The following is a 21,371-nucleotide window of genomic DNA, read 5'->3' as shown; positions in this document are numbered from 1 at the left end:
GGACGGAATCCCGCGAAACGGCGCGATGATCTGCATCAAGCCCGGCGCCCGGCCAACTCATCGGTGGGTCGTCACCCCGACCTGCCGGCACATGGCCAGCAGGGCGCAGGTCGAGCAGCGCGGACGGTCGCCGGTGCAGACCCATTTGCCGAAGGGCACCAGCCGCTCGTTGATCTCCACCCAGTAGTGGCGGGGCAATTGCTCCATCAGCGCGACCATGGTGCGCTCCGGCGTCGGGGCGGCGACGAAGCCCCAGCGGTTGACGATCCGGTGAACATGCACGTCCACCGCCACCGCCGGGATGCCGAATCCCACCGCCAGGGTCAGCGCGGCGATCTTCGGCCCGACTCCGTGGAAGGCCATCAGGGCGTCCGGCGTGTCGGGAACCTCGCCGCCATGCTCGGTGAGGATGCGGTGGGACAGCGCCCGGATGTCGCGGGCCTTGGGTTCGGGAAAGGTCGCGCCGTCGAGGAGGCGGGTCAGCTCCTCCGGCGTCAGGGCGACCATCTGTTGCGGCGTCCGCGCCACTGCGAACAGCCGCTCGCACACCACGATGGTCGTCTCGTCGCGGGTCCGCGCGGAGATCAGGCTGCCGACCAGCTGCTCGAAGGGGCTGCCGTAGCCGCGGTCGCGCAACGCGAACATGGCGGCCTTCGGGCGTCCGGCCACGGCCTGGCGCAGGCGCCGGAACGCCTCGTCGATGTCGAAGGGGTCCTTGTCGGCGAGAGGGGGCGCGGAGCGCAGGGGCATGATCGGTCGCTGGCATGGTGAAGGGAGCCACACCGAAACAGCGGGCAGGGCTGGGTTGCTCCGCATTTCCCTTTGCGAGACCGTACAATTTCAACGAATTAGAATGTCTTAAATTAGAGGAGACCGGGGGCATGGCAAAGGAGGCGTCCGCCCGGTTCATCAAGGAGCAGTTCGCCTTGGACAAGGCCGGCTGACCGGCTCACCGACCTACCCGGCGCTGGAGAACAGCGGGCGGCGCAGGCGTCCGGTGGCGATCTCGGCGCGCAGCGCGTCGGCGTCCATGGCCCTGATGCGCTCCAGTTCTGCCTTGTTGGCGTCGATGAAGGGGTTCCGGTCGGTGGAGTTCTCGGGCCGCGCGTGCTCCAGATGGTAGAGCGGCCCGGGCACCCGCTCGACCCGCAGGCCCAGACGGCGCAGCCGCTCGACGATCTCGTCGTCCTCGTAGCCCCAGGAGACGAAGCGCTCGTTGTAGCCGCCCGCCGCCAGCAGAGCCGCCCGGTCGAAAAACGCGCCGCCGCCCGGCGAATCGCGGTGCATCAGCGGGAAGCGCGGGCAGACCGCGTTCAGCGGCGCCGCCGACAGCGTGTGGCCGAAGCGGTGGACCTCCCGCCCGAGAATCCAGAAGAACAGCCCGTTGTAGGGAAAGGCCATGACCGCCCCGTCCCGCACCGCGTCGCGGGCCAGGACATATTGGACGGGATCGACCACGACGTCGGTGTCGTGCAGGGCGACGATCGGGGTTTCCGCCGCCTCGACCATGCGGTTGAGCAGGTGGGCCTTGTGGGTGAAGGGCGTGTCGTTGCCGATCAGATGCAGGTGACGGCAGCGGGCGGTCAGCTCCGGCCCCAGCGCGTCGGCGACGTCGCTCGGCCCCGCCTTGTCCTCCCCGATCAGGACGGTGGTGTCGGCGTGCTTGAGGAGGAAGGAGACGATCCAGCGCAGGTTGCGCTTGCGGTCGGCGCTGTCGGCGCGGAAGGGGACCAGGACAGTGACGTCGCGCAGGTCCAGCCGCCCGTCCGGCCCGGCCCCGTCGAGGATGGCGCGGCGGGCGCGGTAGGCTGCCGCCTGGACCGCCAGCCGCTCGCGCGCCCCCTCGTCCCGAGGATCGATGGCGAGCGCCATCTCGTAGAAGGACACGGCGGCGCCGGGGCGGCCGAGATCGGCCTCGATGTCGCCCTTCTGCCGCCAGCCGGGCACGAAATGCGGGTGGCGGGCCAACAGCGCGTCCAACGCCTCCAGCGCCTCCCCGATGCGGCCGATGGCCTGCAGGGCCTCGCTCAGATGGTACTCGGCGTCGGGAAAGTCCGGGCGCAGCGCCAGCGCCCGGCGGTAGGCGGCGATCGCCTCCTCCGTCCGCCACGCGACGTGGAGCAGCGCGCCCAGGTTGAAATGCGCGTCGGCGTCCCCGCCGTCCCGCTCCACCGAACGCGCGATCATCGCCATGCCGCGCTCCCGGTCGCCGCCCAGCGCGGTCAGCAGGCCGAGCCGGTGCAGCGCGTCCGGGTTGTCGGGATCGGCGTCCAGGATCCGCCCGTACAGGTCCATCGCCTCGGCCTGCCGCCCGGCCTTCAGATGGTCGAGCGCGATGCCGAGCGCCTCCTCGATGGTCGCCATTCGGTGGGGTCCGTTTCGTCCGTGTGTCGCCTTCCGGTGGATTCCACTTTGACACAAAGGCAATTGCGGGGAAATCATCCGCTCCGGGACCACGCCTCAGGGAAACACCCGATAATGAACGATCATCGCATCAGCAAGAATGGGTCCACGGGAGGACTCACCCGCCGTCAGTTCGGCACCGCCGCGGCCTCGGTCGCCCTCTCGGCCGGCGCGCTCGCCGCCTTCGGCCGGGCGCCGGCCTTCGCGCAGGGCGCCGCGCTGAAGGTGGGCGTGCTGCTGCCCCGCTCCGGCCTGCTCGCCCAGGCGGGCCAGGCCTGCCAGCGCGGCGCCGAGATCGCGCCGGCCATCCTCGGCGAACTCGGCTACAAGGTCGAGATCCTGTCCGCCGACACCGAATCGAACGTGGACGTCGCCCGCTCGCGCGCCGAGAAGCTGATCAACGACGGCGCCAACGTCATCGTCGGCGCCTTCGACAGCGGCCAAACCGCGGCGGCGGCGCAGGTCTGCGAGCAGCGCGGCGTGCCCCTGGTGATGAACATCGCCGCCGCCGACCGCCTGACCGAGCAGGGCTACAAGACCGTCTTCCGCAACTTCCCGACCTCGACCATGCTCGTCACCAACGGGCTGGCGCTGATGAAGGACCTGTTCGCGGTCAGCGGCGTCACCCCGAAGACGGCGGTGTTCCTGCACGCCAACGACACCTTCGGCATGGCGCAGAAGCAGGCGATGGACGCCCTGTTCCCGAAGCTGGACATGCCCTTCGGCATCGTCGACAACATCTCCTACGACCCCAAGGCCCAGGATCTCGCGGTCGAGGTGGCCAAGGCCAAGGCGACCGGCGCCGAACTCGCCATCGTCACCACCCGCGCCAACGACGCCATCATGCTGGTGCGCGAGATGGTCAAGCAGCGCTGGGAGCCCAAGGGCATCGTCTCCCCCGGTTCGCCCGGCCTGTATGACGAGCAGTTCTACAAGGTGCTGGGCAAGTACGCCGACTACGCCATCACCAACCTGCCCTGGTACGACCCCAAGGCGGAGCTGACCAAGCGCGTCGAGGCGGCCTTCAAGAAGCAGTATCCCAACGACCGTTTCGAGGGCTACGCCTTCAACGTCGCCTTCACGCTGGAGGCGATCCTGGTCGCCGCCGACGCCTTCAAGCGCGCCGGCACCGCGGAGCCGGCCACCCTGCTGGAGGCGCTGCGCCAGACCAACCTGAAGGACAAGATGATGGTCGGCCCGGCCATCACCTTCGACGAGAAGGGGCAGAACACGCAGCTCATCTCCGCCTGCCTGCAGAACCGCAACCTGCGCCCGACCGTGGTCCTGCCCAAGGGCTCGGCGGAGATGGACCCGGTGTTCCCGATGCCCGGCTGGGGCAAGCGCGCCTGATCGACGGGGCGTTCGAGGGGAGGGGGCGCGGTCTGAGTGGCCGCGTCCCCTTCCTTTTCATGCCGTTTCCTTACGCCGTCTGGGCTTCCAGCGCGTAGGCGAGCAGCCGCTCCACCGACGCGCGGCGGTCGCCGGCCTCCGCGAAGCGGGCGCGGGCCTCGGCGGACTGCCGGTCGCGGAAGGCCGCGTCGCCGGCCAGGGCGACGGCGCGCTCCAGATAGGCCGCGTCGTCGGCCACGGTGAAGGCCGGCCCGGCGACGGTCGCCACGTCGCCCGCCGCGGCGGTCACCACCGGAACCCCGTCGGCCAGGGCGAAGGCGGCGCTGCCGCCGCCGCCCTGGCGGCGCGGGTTCAGATAGGCGGTGGCGAGCCGGTGCAGCGCCCGCACGTCGTCGAGGTCGCCCAGCGTGTGGACGCGGTCGGCGTTGCGCAGGGCCGCGATCCGCTGCGGCAGCGACTCCACGCCGCCGGCGACGGCGATACGGGCCTCCGGCAGGCGGTCGAGCAGCGAATCCACCAGAGCCAGGAAGTCCGGTCCGGCCTCCTGGTCCAGGCGGTTGCCGACCACGAGGAAGAGCGGCCCGGCTTCGGGAAGGCCGAAATCGGCGCGGCTGCGCTCCGGCCCGGCGGGCGGCAGGGTCCAGCCGAAGGAGAAGGGGCGGAAGCGTTCCGCCATGTCCGCCGGCCAGCCCTCGGCGGTGTCGGCCTCGCCATAGCCCAGCACCAGCCGGGCCATGGACAGCGGCAGGCCGGAGGAGGTCGGCAGGCAGATCACCGGGCGGGCGCCGGAGAACAGGTCGGCCACCACGTTGGAGCCGCCGAAGGCGACGATGACGTCGGGGTCGAAGCCGTCCACATAATCGACGATGGCGTTCACCTTCTCCTCGTCGAAGCGCTTCTGCGGGAAGGACATCATGCGGACCCGCGCGCCGAAGGCGGCGATGACCTGCTCCCCCTCATACTCCTCGGTGATGTTGTAGGAATATTCGGGGACGAAGCCGTTCTCGCCGGTGATCGCCATGGCGTTCGGGTTGATGATGACCACCTCGCGCCCGAACTCGTCCTGCAGGCGGCGGGCGAAGTCGAAGGCGTCCGCCGTGGGCTGGTGGCCGGCGCCGAGCATCTGGTTGGTGATCAGGGCGACCCGCTTGACGGTGTCGCGCGGCGTGGCGCGCTTCATGCGGCGGCGCAGGTGGTAGCGCAGGGCCGTCTCGTCCACCATCAGGCGGTAATAGTCGGTGAGGTTCCCGGACTGGAAGGCGCCGGAGTCGCCGCGCCGCGCCGCGCCCTGGAACAGCTGCATCGCCATGCCCCAGAAGGCGTAGTGGATCGACGGCACGGTGAAGCGCATCGGGTCTTCCAGGACGGCGTCCGTCAGCGCCTCGTACCGGGCGATGTCGCCGTCGAGCAGGAACAGCAGCGAATGGCGGCGCATCACGTCGCCCATGGCGTAGGCCGTGTCGACCTCCGCCGCCGCGGCGCGGCGGGTCTCGTCGTCGTAGCGGCGGATCAGCCCGGCCAGCGCGCTGACGTTGCCCCAGCCTTCGCCGTCGTTGGTCAGCAGGGTCAGGGCGCGGGCGAAGCTCAGCGCCGCGTCGCGGGTCTGGCCGGTGGCGTGCAGGGCGTGTCCCAGGTTGGCGTGCAGCAGGGGCGAGGTCGGGTCGCCGGCCACCGCCCGTCCGATCAGGTCCACGGCCTCCGCCGGCCGCCCGCCCTGCAGCCCGAGGACGCCAAGCAGATGCAGCGCGTCCGGATGGCCGGGCGACGCCGCCAGCACCTCGCGGTACAGGCTTTCCGCCTCCGTGGTGCGGCCGGCGCGGTGGTGTTCGGTCGCAACGGCCAGCGTCTGTTCGATGGTGTCCATGGTCGGCGTTCCTGCTGCTTGGTCCCTGACGGCATGTTTACGCGCTTTTAGGGCGGATGCGCTGAACTTTTCCCATGCAGCGCACCGCGACATTCTTGTGGCATCTCGTCCCGACGGCAACCCTGGCGATTGCCCTGGCGCTCGTTTCGCCCGGCGCCCCGCGCGCGCAGGACGGCGCCACCACCGCCGAAACCAGCGCTGGGAGTGTTCCGGCGCGGCAAATCGTCATCAGCCTGGCCGAGCGCCGGCTTCATCTGCTGGAGGAGGGGCGCCCGCCGCGATCCTTCCCGGTCGCCATCGGGCGGCCCGGCGTGGCGATTCCGCTGGGGGACAGCCGGGTCCTGCGCAAGCGGCGCAACCCGACCTGGCACCCGACCGCCAACCAGCGCCGGGAAAACCCGTCGCTGCCGGCGTCGGTGCCGCCGGGTCCGTCGAATCCGCTGGGCAGGTTCGCGCTCGACCTCGGCTGGACGGCCATCGCCATCCACGGCACCAACGAGCCCGGCTCGGTGGGCCGCCGGGCCAGCGGCGGCTGTTTCCGCATGCTGCCCGCCGACATCACCACCCTGTTCGAGGCCGTGCCGGTGGGAACCCCCGTCCGAGTCGTTTCCGGGCCGGCCGTCCTCCCGTCGCCACAACCCGCCGTCGCGGTCGCCGCGGCGACTTCCCCGCCACCGATTCCGGCGCCGCCGCCAAAGGTCGCGCCGCCTCTTCCCATCCTGGCCGATCCGCGCTGCGCCACGTCCGGCGCGCCGCTGCGCCGGATGATCTGCACGGTGCCGGACCTCGCCGCACTGGACGGGCGGGCGCGCGGGCTGCACCAGCGCCATCTCGCCGCCCTGCCGGCGGAGCGCCGCGACGACGCCGCCTACGCGCTGCTCCAGGAGGAGCGCCGCTTCGACGACCGCATCACCGCCCGCTGCTGGGTCCGCCGCGGCATGGAGGCGGACCCGGCGGTCGCCGCCGCCGCGGAGGCCTGCCTGCGCGACGCCCTGAGCGTGCGGCTGGAGGAGGCGAAGCGCCGCTGAGCGCCGGCCGATCCGCACAGGAAACTTGTCACGACTACGAAGGACTGCTACGCCGCTCAGGCTTGGCCATCCGGGGCTCTCCCAAGGGCGAATGATGCATGCCGTTTGACTATTACCTGAACATCGCCGCGTCGGGCCTGCTGACCGGGCTGGTCTACGGGCTGGCGGCGCTCGGCCTGTCGGTCATCTTCGGCGTGGTGCGCGTGGTCAACTTCGCGCACGGCGAGATGATGGTCGCCGGCATGTACGGCGCCGTTCTGCTGGCCAGCCTGCTCGGGCTCGACCCGATCCTGGCGGCGCCGGTCGTGGCGGCGGTGCTGTTCGCCTTCGGCTGGCTGCTCCAGCGCGGGCTGGTCAACCGCTTCGTGGAGCGGCCCGAGCACATGCAGTTCATCCTGCTGCTGGGCATTGCGACGATCATCCTGAACGCCATGCTGATGCTGTTCGGGCCGGATTCGCGCAACGTCATGGTGCCCTACAGCTTCGACACGGTGGAGATCGGGCCGCTGCTGCTCGACGCGGTTCGGCTGCGCGCCGGGGCCGGGGCGATCGTGGTGACGGTGGCGCTGTTCGCCTTCTTCCGCTTCAGCCGCACCGGCAAGGCCATCCGCGCCTGCGCCGACAACCCGCTGGGCGCCCGCGTCGTCGGGCTGAACATCGACGGGCTCTACGCGCTGACCTTCGGCATCGGCGCCGCGGTGGTGGGCATCGCCGGGGCGCTGATGACGCTGCTGGTCGACTCCCGGCCCCAGCTCGCTCCGGAATACACGCTGCTGAGCTTCATCATCGTCATCGTCGGCGGGCTGGGCAGCCTGCCGGGCGCCCTGCTGGGCGGCATGCTGATCGGCTTCTCGGAGGCGATGGCCGGCTTCCTGCTGGACCCCTCGCTCAAATCCCTCTTCAGCTATGGTGTGCTGATCGTGGTGTTGCTGCTGCGCCCGCAGGGCCTGCTGGGGAAACGGTCGTGACGGGGCGCGGGATCGTCCTTCTGGCGCTGTGCGGCGCGCTGCTGCTGGCCGCGCCGATGATCGCCGACCGCTACGTCCTGTCGGTGCTGACCACGGTGCTGTGGTTCGCCTATGTCGGGCAGGCGTGGAACGTGATGATGGGCTTCTCCGGCCTGCTGTCGCTGGGCCACGCGCTCTACGTCGGGCTGGGGGCCTACGCCAGCGCGGCGCTGTTCGTGCATTTCGGGATCGGCCCCTGGGCGGGAATGTGGGTGGCCATGCTGGCGGCGACGGCGGCGGGCTGCTTCATCGGCTTCCTGGGCTTCCGCTTCGGCGTGCGCGGCGTGCATTTCGCGCTGCTGACCATCGCCTTCGCCGAGGTGGCGCGCATCGGCTTCGACCATCTGCAGTGGTTCGGCGGCTCGGGCGGCTTCTTCATCCCGGTGGCCGGCGACGCCGGCAACGACCTGCTGAACCTGCGCGGCTCGCCGGAACTGTTCTACTACGTGATTCTGGCGCTGGTGCTGGCCGCGCTGGCCCTGTCGCGGGTCCTGCTGCACAGCCGCCTGGGCTACCAGTGGCTGGCCGTGCGCGAGGAGCCGGAGGCGGCCGAGGCGGTCGGCGTCGACCTGTTCCGCGCCCGCATCGCGGCGGTGGCCGTGTCCTCGGCGCTGACGGCGCTGGGCGGGGTGTTCCAGGCCTTCTACTTCAACAACCTGTTCCCGGAGCAGGTCTTCTCCATGGGCCGCTCCATCGAGATCATCCTGCCGGCCATCGTCGGCGGCATCGGCACGCTGATCGGGCCGATCCTCGGGGCCTTCATCCTGACCCCGCTGGGCGAGCTGCTGACCTTCCTGATCGAGGCGACCGGCTTCGACCTGCCGGGCCTCAAGCAGCTGTTCTACGGGGTGGCGCTCGTGGTGATCGTCGTCTACCGCCCCGACGGGGTGTGGCCGTGGCTGGCCGCCCGGCTGGGGCTCGTCCGCCGCCCCGGGGAGGACGCGTGATGGCGGCGCTTCTCGAGGTCGAGGGCCTGTCCAAGCGGTTCCGCGGACTGAAGGCCGTCTCCAACGTCGGCTTCTCCGTACCGGAGGGCCGGATCGTCGCGCTGATCGGGCCGAACGGCGCCGGCAAGACGACCACCTTCAACCTGATCGCCGGGGTCTTCCCGCCCGACGAGGGGCGGGTGCATCTGAAGGGCGCGCCGATCACCGGGCTGAAGCCCAACCGCGTCTGCGCCGCCGGGATCGGCCGGACCTTCCAGATCGTCAAGCCCTTCGGGCAGCTGTCGGTCGAGGAGAATGTGATCGTCGGCGCGCTGGCCCGCGAACGGTCGGTGGCGGCGGCGCGCGACCACGCCCGGTCGGTGCTGGACCGGCTGGGTCTGGCCGATCAGGCCGCCCGCCCGGCGCGCAGCCTGACCCTGCCGGACCGCAAGCGGCTGGAGGTCGCCCGCGCCCTCGCCACCCGCCCGATCCTTCTGCTGCTGGACGAGGTTCTGGCCGGCCTGCGCCCGACCGAGGTGGACCGCATGGTCGAGGTGCTGCGCGACCTGAACCGGCGCGAGGGCATGACGATCCTGATGATCGAGCATGTGATGCGCGCGGTGATGGCCCTCTCCGACCAAGTGGTCGTACTCGACCATGGCGAGAAGATCGCCGACGGCCTGCCGGCGGAAGTCGTGGCGAACCCCAAGGTGATCGAATCGTACCTGGGCGCCGAGGATCTCTGACCCGCCATCGGACACACGGCGTCGTGACGCCGGAAACACTCCTTTAATGTTTGTTGGCCCATCATTCGTTCCTAGATAAGGGCAACGACCGGCACGGCAACGCACGGTCGAGAAAACGAGCGTCCGGAAAGGGTGCTGCACGGGAGGAACGAATGAAGGCACTTGGCAATCTGCGGATTGGCCAGCGGCTGACCGTCGGCTTCGCGTCGGTGATCGCGGTGCTGGTGGTGACGGTCGGCACCGGCCTGCTGCTGACCGACAACGGGAAGTCGCTCAGCCGTCTGGTGGCCGATGTCCGCATGCCGACGGCGCTGGCCGGGCAGGGCATCGTGGCGGCGGTCACCGCGACCAACGCGGCCATGCAGGGCTATCTGCTGACCAACCGCGAGGATCTGAAGCAGGAGCGCAACGTCGCCTGGGACCGCATCGACGCGCTGCGCCAGGAGCTGGACGGCCTGTCCGCCCGCTGGTCCGATCCGCAGGTGCAGGCCACCTGGGACGCGGTGAAGCCGCTGCTCGACCATCTGCGCCGCGATCAGGACATGGCCGAATCGCTGGGCACCATCGGCGACCAGATGGGGGCGCTGAATTCCCTCAACGACGACGCGATCCCGCGCGCCAACCAGGTGATGAGCCTGCTGGTCGGCGACGCCCGCTCCAACGACGCCAGCGGCCTGATCCCGCGCCAGCGCGCCCTTCTGCAGGCCGACACGGAGGGGATGATCCACGGCGCCGACCGTCTTGTGATGATCCAGGCGGTCCTGCTGACCCTGGGGCTGCTGATCGCGGCGGGGGCGGTCCTGCTGACCTCCCGTTCCATCGTGCGGCCGCTCGGCGCCATGACCGAGGCGATGCGGCGGCTGGCCGACGGCGACGCCGCGACCCCCGTGCCGGCCACCGGGCGGGGCGACGAGATCGGGCAGATGGCCAAGGCCGTCCTGGTCTTCAAGGACAACATGATCGCCGCGCGCGAGGCGGCGGCGCGCGAGCACGCGGAGCAGGACGTCCGCGCCCGCCGCGCCCGCGCCATCGAGGAGCTGACCGGCCGCTTCGACCGCGAGGCGGCGGCCGTGCTCGGCTCGGTCTCCGCCGCCGCGGTGCAGATGAAGGCGACGGCCAGCCAGCTCGCCGCCACGGCGGAGCAGACCACCCGCCAGTCGGTGACCGTGGCCGGCGCGTCGGAGCAGGCGAGCGCCAACGTGCAGACCGTCGCCACCGCGACGGAGGAGCTGGCCGCCTCGGTGCAGGAGATCGGGCGGCAGGTCGCCAGCAGCACCGCCATCGCCGACGAGGCGGTGCACAAGGCCGAACGCGCCGATCAGGCGATGCGCAGCCTCGCCAGCGCCTCGGCGGAGATCGTCGCGGTGATCGACCTGATCACCCAGGTGGCCTCGCAGACCCGGCTGCTGGCGCTCAACGCCACCATCGAGGCGGCGCGGGCCGGCGAGATGGGCAAGGGCTTCGCCGTCGTGGCGGCGGAGGTGAAGGCGCTGGCCGACCAGACCACCCGCGCCACCGACGAGATCGCCGCGAAGATCGTCTCGGTCCGCAGCGAGACCGAGGGGGCGGTCGCCTCCATCGGCGACGTGATGGGCACCATCGGCCGAATCAGCGAGGTCGCCTCGACCATCGCCGCGGCGGTCGAGCAGCAGCAGGCGGCGACGCGCGAGATCGCCCGAAACATCCAGCAGGCCGCCGTCGGCACGCAGGATGTGACCTCCAACATCGCCGACGTGAACCGGGCGGCCAGCGAGACCGGCAGCGCCGCCCGCAACGTGCTGGAGGCCGCGGGATCGCTGTCCGATCAGGCCGACGGGCTGCGCAGCAAGGTGGAGGTGTTCCTGACCGCGGTGCGCACCGCCTGACGCGGCGGACGGCGGACAGGGAACGGTGCAACGGGAAGCAAAAGTTCGGTGCGCCGGGTCTGTTTCCAGATCAGCACTTGACCCGGACGCCCGAGCCCGTCAGCTTCTCGCCGGGCTTCCCCGTGACGCAAGCACATGAACCGACTGCAACGCTATCTCTTCCGCAATCTTCTGATCGCCCTTCTCTATTCCACGGCCGGCCTGACTCTGACGATCTGGCTGAGCCAGTCCTTGCGGCTGATCGAGATGGTGGTGGAAGCCGGGGCGCCGATGCGGGTGTTCCTGTGGCTGCTCGTCCTGACGGTGCCGACCTTCCTCGGCATCGTGCTGCCCCTGGCGCTGGTCGGGGCGGTGCTGTTCACCTACAACCGGCTGGCGACCGACAGCGAGCTGGTGGTGATGCGCGCCGCCGGCGTCGGCCCCTTCGCCCTGGCCGCTCCGGCGATGCTTCTGGCCTCCGGCGTGACGGTGGTCGTCTATGTGCTGAACCTCTGGCTGACGCCCGCCGCCCACCAGGAGCTGGTGCACATGGAATACGCCGTGCGCAGCGACTACTCGCAGCTGTTCCTGCGCGAAGGCGTGTTCAACGAGGTGGGCGACCGCTTCAGCGTCTTCGTGCGCGAGCGCGACAGCGAGGCCAACCTGCACAACGTGATCATCCATGACGGCCGCGTGCTGGAAAAGCCGGTGACGATCATGGGCGAGCGGGCGGTGATGCTGACCGGGGCGGAGGGCGCGCGCTTCGTCGTCTACAACGGCAACCGGCAGGAGCTGGACCGCAAGACCAACCGGCTGTCGCAGCTCTTTTTCGAACGGTACGCGGTCGACCTGAAGGTGCTGAGCAGCGCCAACGCCGAGCGCTATCCGGACGCCCGCGAGCGCTCCACCGACGAGCTGCTGCACCCGTCGCCGCAGATGGCGCAGGACCCGAAGATGATGCGGGACCTGCTGGCGGAGTTGCACCACCGCCTGTCCTCGCCCCTGCTGGCGCTGGCCTACACCATGGTGGCGCTGGCCTGCCTGCTGTCGGGCGAGTTCAACCGGCGGGGCCAGTCGGTGCGGGTGACCACCGCGGTGCTGGTGGTGATGTCCATCCAGGCCGGCGTTCTCGGCCTGTCCAGCCTGGCCGCCAAGGTCAGCGCGCTGGTGCCGCTGATGTATGTGCTGCCGCTGGCGGCGCTGCTGCCGGCCGCCTGGATCCTGTCGCGCAACCTGCGGCGGCGCGTGCCGCCCGGCGGCGAAGCGACGGCGGGCTGAGGGAGGCGGGCCGGGTCTTGCGCATCCTGTTCATCACCTCCAACCGTCTCGGTGACGCGGTTCTTTCCACCGGGCTGCTGGCCCATCTGACGGAGCGGCATCCGGACGCCGCGCTGACCATCGCCTGCGGCCCGCTGCCGGCGCCCCTGTTCCGCTCGGTGCCGGGACTGGAGCGGCTGCTTCCGATGCCGAAGCGGGCCTGGGCGCGGCATTGGATCGACCTGTGGCGGGCCTGCGTCGGCACGCGCTGGGATCTGGTGGTGGACCTGCGCAATTCCGCGGTCGGCCGGCTTGTCCTGGCGAAGCGCCGTTTCTTCCACGCCCGCGCCCCGCGTCTCCACAAGGTGGAGGAGATCGGGCGGGTGCTCGGCCTGTCGCCGCCGCCGCCGCCCCGCCTGTGGATCGACGCGGCGGCCGAGGCCGAGGCCGACCGGCTGCTGACCGGTGGGGCGGAGCCGTTCCTGGCGATCGGCCCGACCGCGAACTGGACCGGCAAGGAGTGGCCGGCCGACCGCTTCGCCGAGCTTGCAACGCGGCTGACTGGCCCCGGCGGCCGGTTGTCCGGCCGGCGCGTCGCCGTCCTGGCCGCCGGGCCGGAGCGCGAGCGCGCGCGACCGGTCCTGGAGGCGCTGGGCAGCCGCGCCATCGACCTGACCGGGCGCACCGATCCCATGGCGGCGGCGGCCTGCGTGCGCCGGGCGGCGCTCTACATCGGCAACGATTCCGGGCTGATGCACATCGCCGCCGCCGCCGGCACGCCGACCGTCGGGCTGTTCGGGCCGGGTTTCCCGGAGACCTACGGCCCTTGGGGCGTGGCGGCGCGCACCGTGATCAGCCGGGTTCCGCGGTCCGAACTTTTGGCCCGCCAGAAGGCCGACCCGCAGGCCACCGGCCTGATGGACGGCATTTCCGTGGACGCGGTCGAGCGGGCGGCGGAGGAATTGTTCGGGCCGGCGGGGCCGGCCCCCGCAATGACGGGCACTGCAGGACCGGAGTGCGGTGAAGTCGTGACAAATCCTTGCAAATCACCGGAAACAGGTCCCTAAAGTTGACAAGAATTGAAGGATCGCTGACAATCCTTCCGGTCCGGACCTGATACAGCATTGCTCTGTCCGGCGGCCTGTCCCGAGGGTTTGGAATGAAGCCGACACCGACATACGCGAACAAGCCGACCTCCGACAATCCCCGTGATGTCGAGGCCTGGGCTTTGGCGGAGGCGTCACGACGCCTGATCGATGCCGGGCGCAGCCCCGTGAACGAAGAGACGCTCCGCGCCGCCCTGCAGTTGAACCAGCGCCTGTGGACGATCTTCCAGGCCGCGATGACCGAGGATGATTGCGGTCATCCGCCCGAGGTGCGCACCAACATCGCCGCCTTGTCGCTGCTGGTCGATCGCGAGACGGTCGCCCGCCTGATCGATCTCGACGTGTCGAAGCTGGACACGCTCATCAGCATCAACCGGTCGGTGGCCAGCGGGCTGACCGCCCGCCCCGACGCGCCCGCCCAGGGGCAGCCCGCTCCGCAGGCGGTGGCGCGTCCGCCGATGGCGCCCAGGTCCCGGCGCCGGACAGCCAGCCGCCGCGCCAGTCCTTGCGGATCTCCATCTGAGGCCACCCGCTTCAAAAGAGAAACCGGCGCCCTTCGGGGCGCCGGTTTTTTTGTTCGGTGACCGTTCCCTCCCCTCGTCGCGGGGGAGGGGCGAGCCGCCGCCTCAGGCGATGTAGTTCAGCAGCGACAGCTTCTGGCGCTGGCCGGCCACCGTGTAGGCGGCCTCCAGGGCGTTCATGGAGGTGCGCAGGCGGGCCGCCACCTCGGTCTCGTCGATGCCCTCGATGCCGGCGATGCGCTCGACCACCGTGGCCGACGCGGTGGTGTGGGCGGTCTTCTTCTCCTCCAGCGTGGCGAGGTCGGACGCCACCTTGGAGTGGACCGAGCGCACCTCGTCCTTGGCCTGGGACATCAGCTCGCGCGACTTGGTGATGTATTCCTCGTACTTGCCGGGATTGGACGCGGCGACGTGGGCCATGCGGAAGGCGGCGACCAGCTTCTGGAAGGCGCGGTCGTCGCTGGTGACGCCGTAGGTCAGCGTCTGGCCGTCGTCGATGGTGACCGCGGCCTTGTCCCACGCCTTGCTGTTCTTCCGGTTCGACATGTATTCCGAATCGTAGAAGGGCAGGTCCGGCGGGTCCACATAGGGCAGGTCGGTCAGCGCGTCGGCCTGCGAGGGCAGCGTGGCGACCGAGATGGTGTTGTCGATCTGGCCGTTGACCGCCCGCACCGAGGTGGTGAACTGCTGGATGCGCGACGGATGGTTGGGATCCATCGTGCTGTTGCTGGTCAGCTGGATGGTCGACCCGTTGCCGGCGGGGTCGATGGTCACCGGCGGGACCGGGCTGGTCTTGTTGAACTCGGCGCGCAGCATGTCGGCCACCTTCGACACGTCGGTGACGCCGTTGTTGTAGTCCTTCTCGGTGACCGTGTAGCGGACCGTGTATTGCTGGTAGGGCGGCAGGTCCTCCGGCTCGTCCGGGTGGTCCGCGTAGTATTTGCGGTTGAAGGGGTCGTCCGGGTTGCCGACGGCGACGTTGATCTCGTAGGTGTCGCCGATGTCCACGCCGTCGCCGGTCAGGGAGAAGCTGTCGATCTGCTTCAGCCCAGTGCCGGCGGGCGCCGGCAGGGTGGCGGCCTGGGTGGTGGTCGGCGCCGTCATCGAATTGTCGATGCTCATCGAGTTCTGGACGCGCGCCTTGACGTCGAACTTCCGGCTCGGGTCCTCGCTGATCAGCGAGATGACGCCGTTGGCCGCCGAGGCGATGATCGGCAGCTTCGGGTTGGCCGACTGGATCAGGCTGTTGAGCGTGCTGGCCACGAAGGTGACGGTCTTCGGATCGCCCGGCTGGACTTGGTAGCCGAAGGGCTTGCCGTCGATCGACAGCTCGAAGTAGTCGTCGGCGTTGACCATCGACCCGTTCAGCGTCACGCGGGTGGACTGCGGCTGGGCCAGCAGGTCGCCCACGGGCTCGGTGCCGTAGCGCGAGCCGGCGAACAGGTAGCGGTCGCCGAACTGCTCGTTCAGGAGCTGCTGGATGTCGCGGAGCGCGCCCTCGACCCGGTCGCGCATGTCGTTGGCCTGCGGCCAGGTCACGTTGAAGGTGCTGCTCGACGCCGCGGTGAGCTGATCGAAGCTGAGATTCAGCACCGCGCCCTCGCCGGGGCCGCCATTGATCTTGAAGTTGTAGCCGCCGCCGTCGCTGGGGGGCACGGTCTTCAGGTTGATGGTGCGGGTGGTCTTGCCGCCCAGCCCGTCGGTCACCGTCACGTCGAACGAGCCGTTGACCCCGTCCTTCGACGGGATGGAGGTCACGGTGTAGCGGGCGTTCTGGGTGAAGGTGGACTTGTCGCCGTTGACCGTCAGCTTCAGCGCGTCGGGGTTGGCGTTGAAGGCGGAGGTGACGGTGGCCGGGCCCGGCTGGAACGGCATCAGGTTGCTGCTCTGCCAGTCCGTGGCGAGCTTCTCCAGGCTGTTCAGCACCGTGTCGGTCGCCTTCACGCGCGGCGATGCGGTGTTGATGTTCTGGATATAGGACTCGCGCTGGGTCAGCTCGGCGCGCAGGGCCAGCAGCTTCTGCGTCTCGGCCCCGTAGGCGTTGAGGTCGGTGGACTTCTTTCCGGTGGTCAACTGCTCCGAGAGCGTGTCCACCTTGTTCTGGCCGTTGGTCAGGTTGCGAACCAGGCCAAGATACTTGGCGTAGCTGCTGACTTGAGTGACGGAGCTCATCGGACGATCGCCTCCAGCGCGTCAAACATCGTGTTGGCCACTTGCATGACCCGTGCCGACGCGGCGTAGGAGGTCTGGAGCTGCTGCAGATTGGCGATTTCCTCGTCGATGTTGACGCCGGTCGTCGCGTGGTAGCGCTCCTCCAGGATCTGGCGGGAGTCCTTGTCCATCGCGCTCTTGTCCAGCGCGGTCTTGGCGGCGGACATCCAGCCGCCGGTGATGTTGCTGGTGATGGAGCTGAAGGACGCGCCCTCCAGCTTCAGCCCGTCGGCCTGGAAGCTGCGGCCCGTCGCGCTGAGCGCCGTGACCACGTCCTTGACGGCCGCGCTTTTCAGCTTCTTCGTGTTGTTCAGCAGGTTCTCGTTCACGTGGATGGTGAAGCGGTCGTTGCCCATGAAGAACTGCGTGCCCTCCTCGCCCGGCACCGTCTTGGCCTGGTCGTAGGCGTCGCGGAAGCTGGTGGGCTCGCCGGGCTTGGTCGGGCTGGTGAACATCTGCGCGTAGGAGTCGAGCTGCGAGCGCAGCTTGCGGATCACCTCGGTGGTCGGATCGGCGCTGGCCGGCTGCGGCGGGGTGGAGGTCGAGCCGTCGGCGCGCAAGTTCATCAGCGCGGCGACCTTGCCCTCCTTCAGGTGCTGGTTGACGTTGGTGACTTGATTGCCCACCGTCAGGTTGATATTGCCGCCCTCGTAGGAAAGATTTGCCGCCTGGCTGTCGACCAGCGCCAGCCCCGTGGGGGTGAAGACGGCGACGCGGCCGTCCGGGCGGGTCATCGTGCGCACGCCGACATAGGTGCTCAGCTCGCGGATCAGGCCGTCGCGCTTATCGGCCACCTCGTTGCCCGCCGAGCCGTAGCCCTGCAGCGACACGATGTTGTTGTTGATGCTGTTGATTTCCTTGAGCAGCCGGTTGACCTCGCCGACCGACTGGCTGAGGTCGCCCTGGATCTCGCGGTCCATGTCCTCCACGCCCTGGGAGACGCGATTGATCTCGCGCGCGAAGGTGTCGGCGGCCTGGACGAGCTGGTACTGCGCGACCTCGCTTTCCGGGGAGGTCTCCACGGCCTTCCAGGCGGTCTGGAAGGCTTCGGCGTACTGGTTCAGCTGCGGCTTGCCGCTGGTCGTGCGCAGCAGGTCGCCCAGCTGCTGCATGTAGGAGGATTTGGTGGCCGAGGAGCCCTCGCGCGCGGTCAGGTCCTGCACTTGGCTGAGCAGGGCGGAATCGACCTCGCGGCGGTACTGGGAGGTGAGGACGAACCCGTTGGAATCCAGCACGTTCGTCACGGTGTGACGGGTGCGGGTGGGGTCGTCGGCGCGGGCGACGTTGTCCGAGACCAGCTTCACCTGGGCCTGGACCGCACGGAGGCTGGCCGTCGCGCTGCCGAGGGCGCCGAAGAGGGACATGGCCGTTGGACCTTTCGTCTACGGGGAAAGCGGGTTGCTGTTGGCCGGGCGGGCCGCGGATCACGCGGCCGCCCGCCGGATCGGAACCGCGCTTAGCGCTTCAGCCCGAGGACTTCCTGGAGCATCTCGTCGGAGGTCGTGACGATCTTGGTGTTGGCGGAGTAGGTGCGCTGGGTGACGATCAGCTTGGTGAACTCGTCCGCGATGTCCACGTTGGAGGATTCCACGCTGTTCGCGACCACCGCGCCGGCCCCGTTGGTGTCGGGGTCGTTGAAGTTCGGCCGGCCGCCGTCGTCCGTCTCGATGTAGACGCCGCCCGCCTCGCGCTGCAGGGCGTTGGGGTTGTTGAAGGTGACTACGGGAATGCGCCCGATGGTGCGGCTGCGGCCGTTGTCGTAGTTCACGATCACGTCGCCGTTGTCGCCGTAGACCACCTCCTTGTACTGGCCGCGCGAGGCGCCGTCCTGCACCAGCTCGCGCACGTTGATCTCGCTGCCGGCAAACTGGGTGACGCCGCCCGACTTGCCGATCTGGCCGAGGTTCAGCGTGATCTGCTGCGGGCCGAAGCCGTAGTCCACCGTGAAGGTCACGTTGGCGTCCGCTCCCAGCCCCTGGTTGGCGGAGGTCACCGCCGTGCCGGTTCCGACCTTGGCCGTGCTGACGCTGGTGATGGTGCCGACGTTGCCGGGATCGGTGCCGAAGTTCAGCAGGACGTGCGCGGGGGTGGTGCCGGCCTGGGCCGCGGTTTCCAGCGTGAACTGGTCGGCGGCGGTGCCGCTCGCCGATTTGGCGACGAGCTTCAGCACGCTGCCCTCGGCGCTGGCGGTCACCGGCAGGGAGGTGTTCTTGTTCACCAGATTGGCGAGGCTGGCCGCGATGGTCTCCATCGAGGTTTCCTCGCCCGTCGTCTTGTAGGTGATGGGCGAGCCGTTGACGATGACCGTGTATTCGGCGTCCTTGTCGCCCGGCGTTCCGGTCAGCGTCACCGATTCCGACTGCCGCACCCCGGCCACGTTGGAGGTGGTGGTGGAGGCGGTCAGGGTGCCGGAGCTGCCGGTGGCGTTCTGGATGCTCGCCTTCGCCTCGAACTTGCCGGTGGTCGAGGTGTTGTGGGTGAGGGTCAGCCGGCCGCCGGTCGAGGTGGCGACGACGTTCAGGTTTGCGGCGTTGACGCGGTTGGCCAGTTCCTGCAGGACGCCGTTGATGTCCTGGAGGTTGCCGTAGTTGGACTTGTCCACCTTCACCGAAATGGGCGTTCCGTCGACCGAAACCGAATAGACGTCGCCGATGTCGATCTGCGTTTGCGGGTAGGAGAATTCCTGGCGCTGGCCGCGGGAGTCCGTCGGTGCGCTGATCGTCGGACCGTTTACCTGGTTGTTGGAGGCCGAACCCGAGCTGTATTCCTGGTCGATCTTGAAGGGCGTGCCGGGGTTGCGGGCGGTAACCTGGAGCTGCGAATTCACGACCGACGCGATGACCGGCGCCTGCGGCCGGGCCGAGTTGATCTGGGCCGCCAGCGCGTTGGCGATGCCGCCGTAGGTTCCCATGGTCAGGATGTTGTCGGCGGTGACCGAGACCGCGTAGGGCACGCCGTCCACCCGAACGGTGTAGCTGTCGCCCACCCGCACGTTGTCGGTGCCGGTGATGTCCAGCTTGTTGCCGCTGACGCCCAGCGCTGTGCCGGCCGTCGTGCCGGTCAGCACCAGGTCACCTGCGGCGTTGACCGTGGCGCCCACCGCAAGGCCGGCGTTGTTGATCTGCGTCATCAGGTCGTTGACGACGCCTTTCATGTCGTTCAGCGAGTTGATGTTCGAGTAGGAGACTGTCGTCTTGAACTCGGTGCCCAGCACGTTGACGATGTACTGGTCCGGCACTTTCAGGGTTGCCGCCGTTGGGAAGGAAATCTGCGTGATTTCAACCGCTGCGGGTGCGGGTGCGGGTGGATTGGGGACCTGGATGGGCGTCACCGTGGCCGCCGTGTAGTCCACCGGGGTAGAGGCTGTGATGTTGTTCTTTCGGCTGTCGGCGTTGGTCACGCCGTAAGTGGCCGTGAAGGTCTGCGTCGCGAGCGTGCCGTCCAGCACGAGCTGGTTGGCGGACCCCGCGGGTACGGTGGCTGTGCCGATCAGGGCGTTGATGCCCAACGGCGGTACGGCGCCGTTGATCTGGCTTGCCAGATCGGCGACCACGCCGTTGATGTTGCCCAGCGTGCCGATGTTGGCCGAGGTGACGCGCGTCTTGAACTCCTTGCCCGCAACGGTGATGCGGAACTCGTCGCCCACGTCGATGGCGGCGGTGGAGAAGGTGAAGGTGCTGCGCTGGTCGCCGCTGACCGAGCCGGTCAGGTTGGTCGAGGGACCGCTCACCGTGCTGAGCTGCGGCGCCGCGTTGGAGAAGCTGCCGCTGATCTCGACCGGAGAACCGTCCAGCTTCTTCACCAGGATCTTGCGTGGATCGCTGCCGTCGATCTCGGCGGTATAGGGAGCCGGCACCATCGCGTTGACGGCGCTGGCCAGCGCGTTCGCAACGTCCGTGAAGCTCGAGAAATTCGCGATGTTCGCGGCGGTCACCGCGACCGTGACAGGAGCGCTGCCGTTGATGTTCAGTGTGTAGGTGTCACCGATCCGGATGTTGTCCTGCGACGTGCCGTCCGGATAGTAGTTGGTGCGCCCGCTGATCGTCACCGACGAGGACGGGACGGACGTCGTGCCGTTGACCAGCACTTGGCTGACCTGGGCCACTGGGGTCACGCCGGACACCTGGCTGCCCGCCGCCATGGAGGCGGCGCCGCCGGTGAAAGAGCCGGCGACCGGCTGCGTCGAGCTTCCCGGCGCCTCGATGCCCAGGCGCCACGCGTTGGCGGCGTCCTGCCGCCAGTTGAACTGGATGGTCCGCGCGTTGCCCTGGGTGTCGTAGACCTGGATGCTGGAGGACGGGATCGGCACGCCCGGCGTCGGCGTGGCCGGCAGGTTGGCGCCCAGCGTGATGCTGTTGGTCGACTGCGGCTTGTCGGTCAGGGTGTTGACCTGGAGCGGCTGCACCACGTCCTTCTTCAACTGGCCGGTCACGTCGTCGACGATCCAGCCGTTCAGCGCGAAGCCGGCGCTGTTCACCAGATAGCGGTTCTTGTCCAGCTCGAAGTCGCCGACGCGGGTGTAGTAGACGTTGTCGGCGTTCAGCGTGCCGGTCTGGGTCTGCACCGTTTCGCCCTGCTGGCCGGGACCGGTCAGGCCGCGGCTGAGCTTGGACACGCTGAAGAAGCCCTGGCCCTGGATGGCGGCGTTGGTCGGGCTTTGCACCTGGGTCAGGTTGCCCTGGATGTTGTTCATGAAGACCGGCGCCGCCGTCACGCCGCCGGGCGCGTGCAACCGTTCGTTGGATTGCAGCACCAGCGTCTCGAAGGCGGTGTTGACCCGCTTGTAGCCGACCGTCGAGGCGTTGGCGATGTTGTCAGAGATGTGACCGAGGGCCTTCGACTGCGCGCTCAGGCCGAGGACGGCGGTGGTCATCGAACCGAAGATGCTCATGGCCAGGGATCTCCACGCGGAAAGGGCATAAATCGTTGCCATTGGGGTAAGCAAGGACGATGCCAACTGCGCGGCCTTAGTTAGTGCGTTGCCTTGTATGGAAAATCCCGACGGGGGGCCGCGACGGTCCAGATTTTGCCGCGCGCTGGGAAAAATTGGCCTAGCAGCCCGTGCGGCGCAGGGAAGAAAGCTCCCGTCGCCCCGCCCCTCCCGCCGG

The 21,371-nt window shown here is 69.2% G+C and carries 15 protein-coding genes; 9 read left to right on the top strand and 6 right to left on the bottom strand.

The window, feature by feature from the left end; genetic code table 11:
• Positions 1-57 precede the first annotated feature (57 nt).
• Positions 58-750 carry an endonuclease III gene (nth, locus tag ABVN73_RS19105; RefSeq protein ID WP_353859836.1) on the bottom strand — a complete coding sequence of 231 codons (693 nt, stop codon included), beginning with the start codon at positions 748-750 and terminating at the stop codon, positions 58-60.
• Between the two features lie 207 nt (positions 751-957).
• Positions 958-2,364, bottom strand: coding sequence for a tetratricopeptide repeat protein (locus tag ABVN73_RS19100; RefSeq protein ID WP_353859835.1), 1,407 nt, complete (start codon positions 2,362-2,364; stop codon positions 958-960).
• A 114-nt stretch (positions 2,365-2,478) separates the two neighbouring features.
• Between ABVN73_RS19100 and ABVN73_RS19095 the strand changes: the two genes are divergently transcribed.
• Positions 2,479-3,753, top strand: coding sequence for an ABC transporter substrate-binding protein (locus ABVN73_RS19095; protein WP_353859834.1), 1,275 nt, complete (start codon positions 2,479-2,481; stop codon positions 3,751-3,753).
• Between the two features lie 70 nt (positions 3,754-3,823).
• Here the strand turns inward: ABVN73_RS19095 and ABVN73_RS19090 are convergent, their stop codons facing one another.
• Positions 3,824-5,617, bottom strand: a complete 1,794-nt coding sequence (locus ABVN73_RS19090) for a tetratricopeptide repeat protein (protein WP_353859833.1) — start codon at positions 5,615-5,617, stop codon at positions 3,824-3,826.
• A gap of 74 nt (positions 5,618-5,691) precedes the next feature.
• Here ABVN73_RS19090 and ABVN73_RS19085 point away from each other — a divergent pair, with 74 nt between their 5' ends.
• The 8 genes from ABVN73_RS19085 (at position 5,692) to ABVN73_RS19050 (ending at position 14,115) form a co-directional block, all read left to right on the top strand.
• Positions 5,692-6,645: a L,D-transpeptidase gene (locus tag ABVN73_RS19085; protein ID WP_353859832.1), complete on the top strand. Its 954-nt coding sequence runs from the start codon at positions 5,692-5,694 to the stop codon at positions 6,643-6,645.
• Between the two features lie 98 nt (positions 6,646-6,743).
• Positions 6,744-7,613: a branched-chain amino acid ABC transporter permease gene (locus ABVN73_RS19080; protein WP_353859831.1), complete on the top strand. Its 870-nt coding sequence runs from the start codon at positions 6,744-6,746 to the stop codon at positions 7,611-7,613.
• Positions 7,610-8,599 carry a branched-chain amino acid ABC transporter permease gene (locus ABVN73_RS19075; RefSeq protein ID WP_035677175.1) on the top strand — a complete coding sequence of 330 codons (990 nt, stop codon included), beginning with the start codon at positions 7,610-7,612 and terminating at the stop codon, positions 8,597-8,599. Before ABVN73_RS19080 ends, ABVN73_RS19075 begins: the two co-directional genes overlap by 4 nt.
• Positions 8,599-9,324 (top strand): ABC transporter ATP-binding protein, encoded by a 726-nt coding sequence (locus ABVN73_RS19070; RefSeq protein ID WP_353859830.1) that lies wholly within the window; start codon positions 8,599-8,601, stop codon positions 9,322-9,324. The genes ABVN73_RS19075 and ABVN73_RS19070 overlap by 1 nt, the downstream gene beginning before the upstream one ends.
• A gap of 152 nt (positions 9,325-9,476) precedes the next feature.
• A complete protein-coding gene (locus ABVN73_RS19065; RefSeq protein ID WP_353859829.1) occupies positions 9,477-11,189 on the top strand; it encodes a methyl-accepting chemotaxis protein in 1,713 nt (570 codons plus the stop codon).
• A 135-nt stretch (positions 11,190-11,324) separates the two neighbouring features.
• A complete protein-coding gene (gene lptF / locus ABVN73_RS19060; RefSeq protein WP_353859828.1) occupies positions 11,325-12,446 on the top strand; it encodes an LPS export ABC transporter permease LptF in 1,122 nt (373 codons plus the stop codon).
• Positions 12,447-12,463: 17 nt separating this feature from the next.
• Complete coding sequence (locus tag ABVN73_RS19055) at positions 12,464-13,492, top strand: glycosyltransferase family 9 protein (RefSeq protein ID WP_353859827.1); 1,029 nt, start codon at positions 12,464-12,466, stop codon at positions 13,490-13,492.
• Between the two features lie 92 nt (positions 13,493-13,584).
• Entirely contained in the window at positions 13,585-14,115 is a 531-nt protein-coding gene (locus ABVN73_RS19050) for a flagellar biosynthesis regulator FlaF (RefSeq protein ID WP_353859826.1), read from the top strand.
• Between the two features lie 42 nt (positions 14,116-14,157).
• On the opposite strand, the gene ABVN73_RS19045 is transcribed toward ABVN73_RS19050, so the two are convergent.
• The 3 genes from ABVN73_RS19045 to ABVN73_RS19035 form a co-directional block, all read right to left on the bottom strand.
• Entirely contained in the window at positions 14,158-16,224 is a 2,067-nt protein-coding gene (locus ABVN73_RS19045) for a hypothetical protein (protein WP_353859825.1), read from the bottom strand.
• The gene (gene flgK, locus ABVN73_RS19040) at positions 16,221-17,627 is read right to left on the bottom strand and encodes a flagellar hook-associated protein FlgK (RefSeq protein ID WP_353859824.1); all 1,407 of its coding nucleotides are present in this window, start codon (positions 17,625-17,627) and stop codon (positions 16,221-16,223) included. The genes ABVN73_RS19045 and flgK overlap by 4 nt, the downstream gene beginning before the upstream one ends.
• A gap of 92 nt (positions 17,628-17,719) precedes the next feature.
• The gene (locus tag ABVN73_RS19035) at positions 17,720-21,154 is read right to left on the bottom strand and encodes a flagellar hook-basal body complex protein (protein WP_353859823.1); all 3,435 of its coding nucleotides are present in this window, start codon (positions 21,152-21,154) and stop codon (positions 17,720-17,722) included.
• Positions 21,155-21,371 lie beyond the last annotated feature (217 nt).

This window comes from Azospirillum formosense (genome assembly GCF_040500525.1).
GTDB lineage: Bacteria > Pseudomonadota > Alphaproteobacteria > Azospirillales > Azospirillaceae > Azospirillum > Azospirillum formosense_A.
Note: the sequence above shows the minus strand (reverse complement) of the source record. Positions and strands in the feature narration are given on the sequence as shown.

Excerpts from the sequence above, each read along its gene's own strand:
- ABVN73_RS19035 (WP_353859823.1), bottom strand. The coding sequence starts at position 21,154 with ATGAGCATCTTCGGTTCGATGACCACCGCCGTCCTCGGCCTGAGCGCG.
- ABVN73_RS19095 (WP_353859834.1), top strand. The coding sequence starts at position 2,479 with ATGAACGATCATCGCATCAGCAAGAATGGGTCCACGGGAGGACTCACC.
- ABVN73_RS19085 (WP_353859832.1), top strand. The coding sequence starts at position 5,692 with ATGCAGCGCACCGCGACATTCTTGTGGCATCTCGTCCCGACGGCAACC.
- flgK (WP_353859824.1), bottom strand. The coding sequence starts at position 17,627 with ATGTCCCTCTTCGGCGCCCTCGGCAGCGCGACGGCCAGCCTCCGTGCG.
- lptF (WP_353859828.1), top strand. The coding sequence starts at position 11,325 with ATGAACCGACTGCAACGCTATCTCTTCCGCAATCTTCTGATCGCCCTT.
- nth (WP_353859836.1), bottom strand. The coding sequence starts at position 750 with ATGCCCCTGCGCTCCGCGCCCCCTCTCGCCGACAAGGACCCCTTCGAC.
- ABVN73_RS19070 (WP_353859830.1), top strand. The coding sequence starts at position 8,599 with ATGGCGGCGCTTCTCGAGGTCGAGGGCCTGTCCAAGCGGTTCCGCGGA.
- ABVN73_RS19045 (WP_353859825.1), bottom strand. The coding sequence starts at position 16,224 with ATGAGCTCCGTCACTCAAGTCAGCAGCTACGCCAAGTATCTTGGCCTG.
- ABVN73_RS19090 (WP_353859833.1), bottom strand. The coding sequence starts at position 5,617 with ATGGACACCATCGAACAGACGCTGGCCGTTGCGACCGAACACCACCGC.
- ABVN73_RS19050 (WP_353859826.1), top strand. The coding sequence starts at position 13,585 with ATGAAGCCGACACCGACATACGCGAACAAGCCGACCTCCGACAATCCC.
- ABVN73_RS19080 (WP_353859831.1), top strand. The coding sequence starts at position 6,744 with ATGCCGTTTGACTATTACCTGAACATCGCCGCGTCGGGCCTGCTGACC.
- ABVN73_RS19100 (WP_353859835.1), bottom strand. The coding sequence starts at position 2,364 with ATGGCGACCATCGAGGAGGCGCTCGGCATCGCGCTCGACCATCTGAAG.
- ABVN73_RS19065 (WP_353859829.1), top strand. The coding sequence starts at position 9,477 with ATGAAGGCACTTGGCAATCTGCGGATTGGCCAGCGGCTGACCGTCGGC.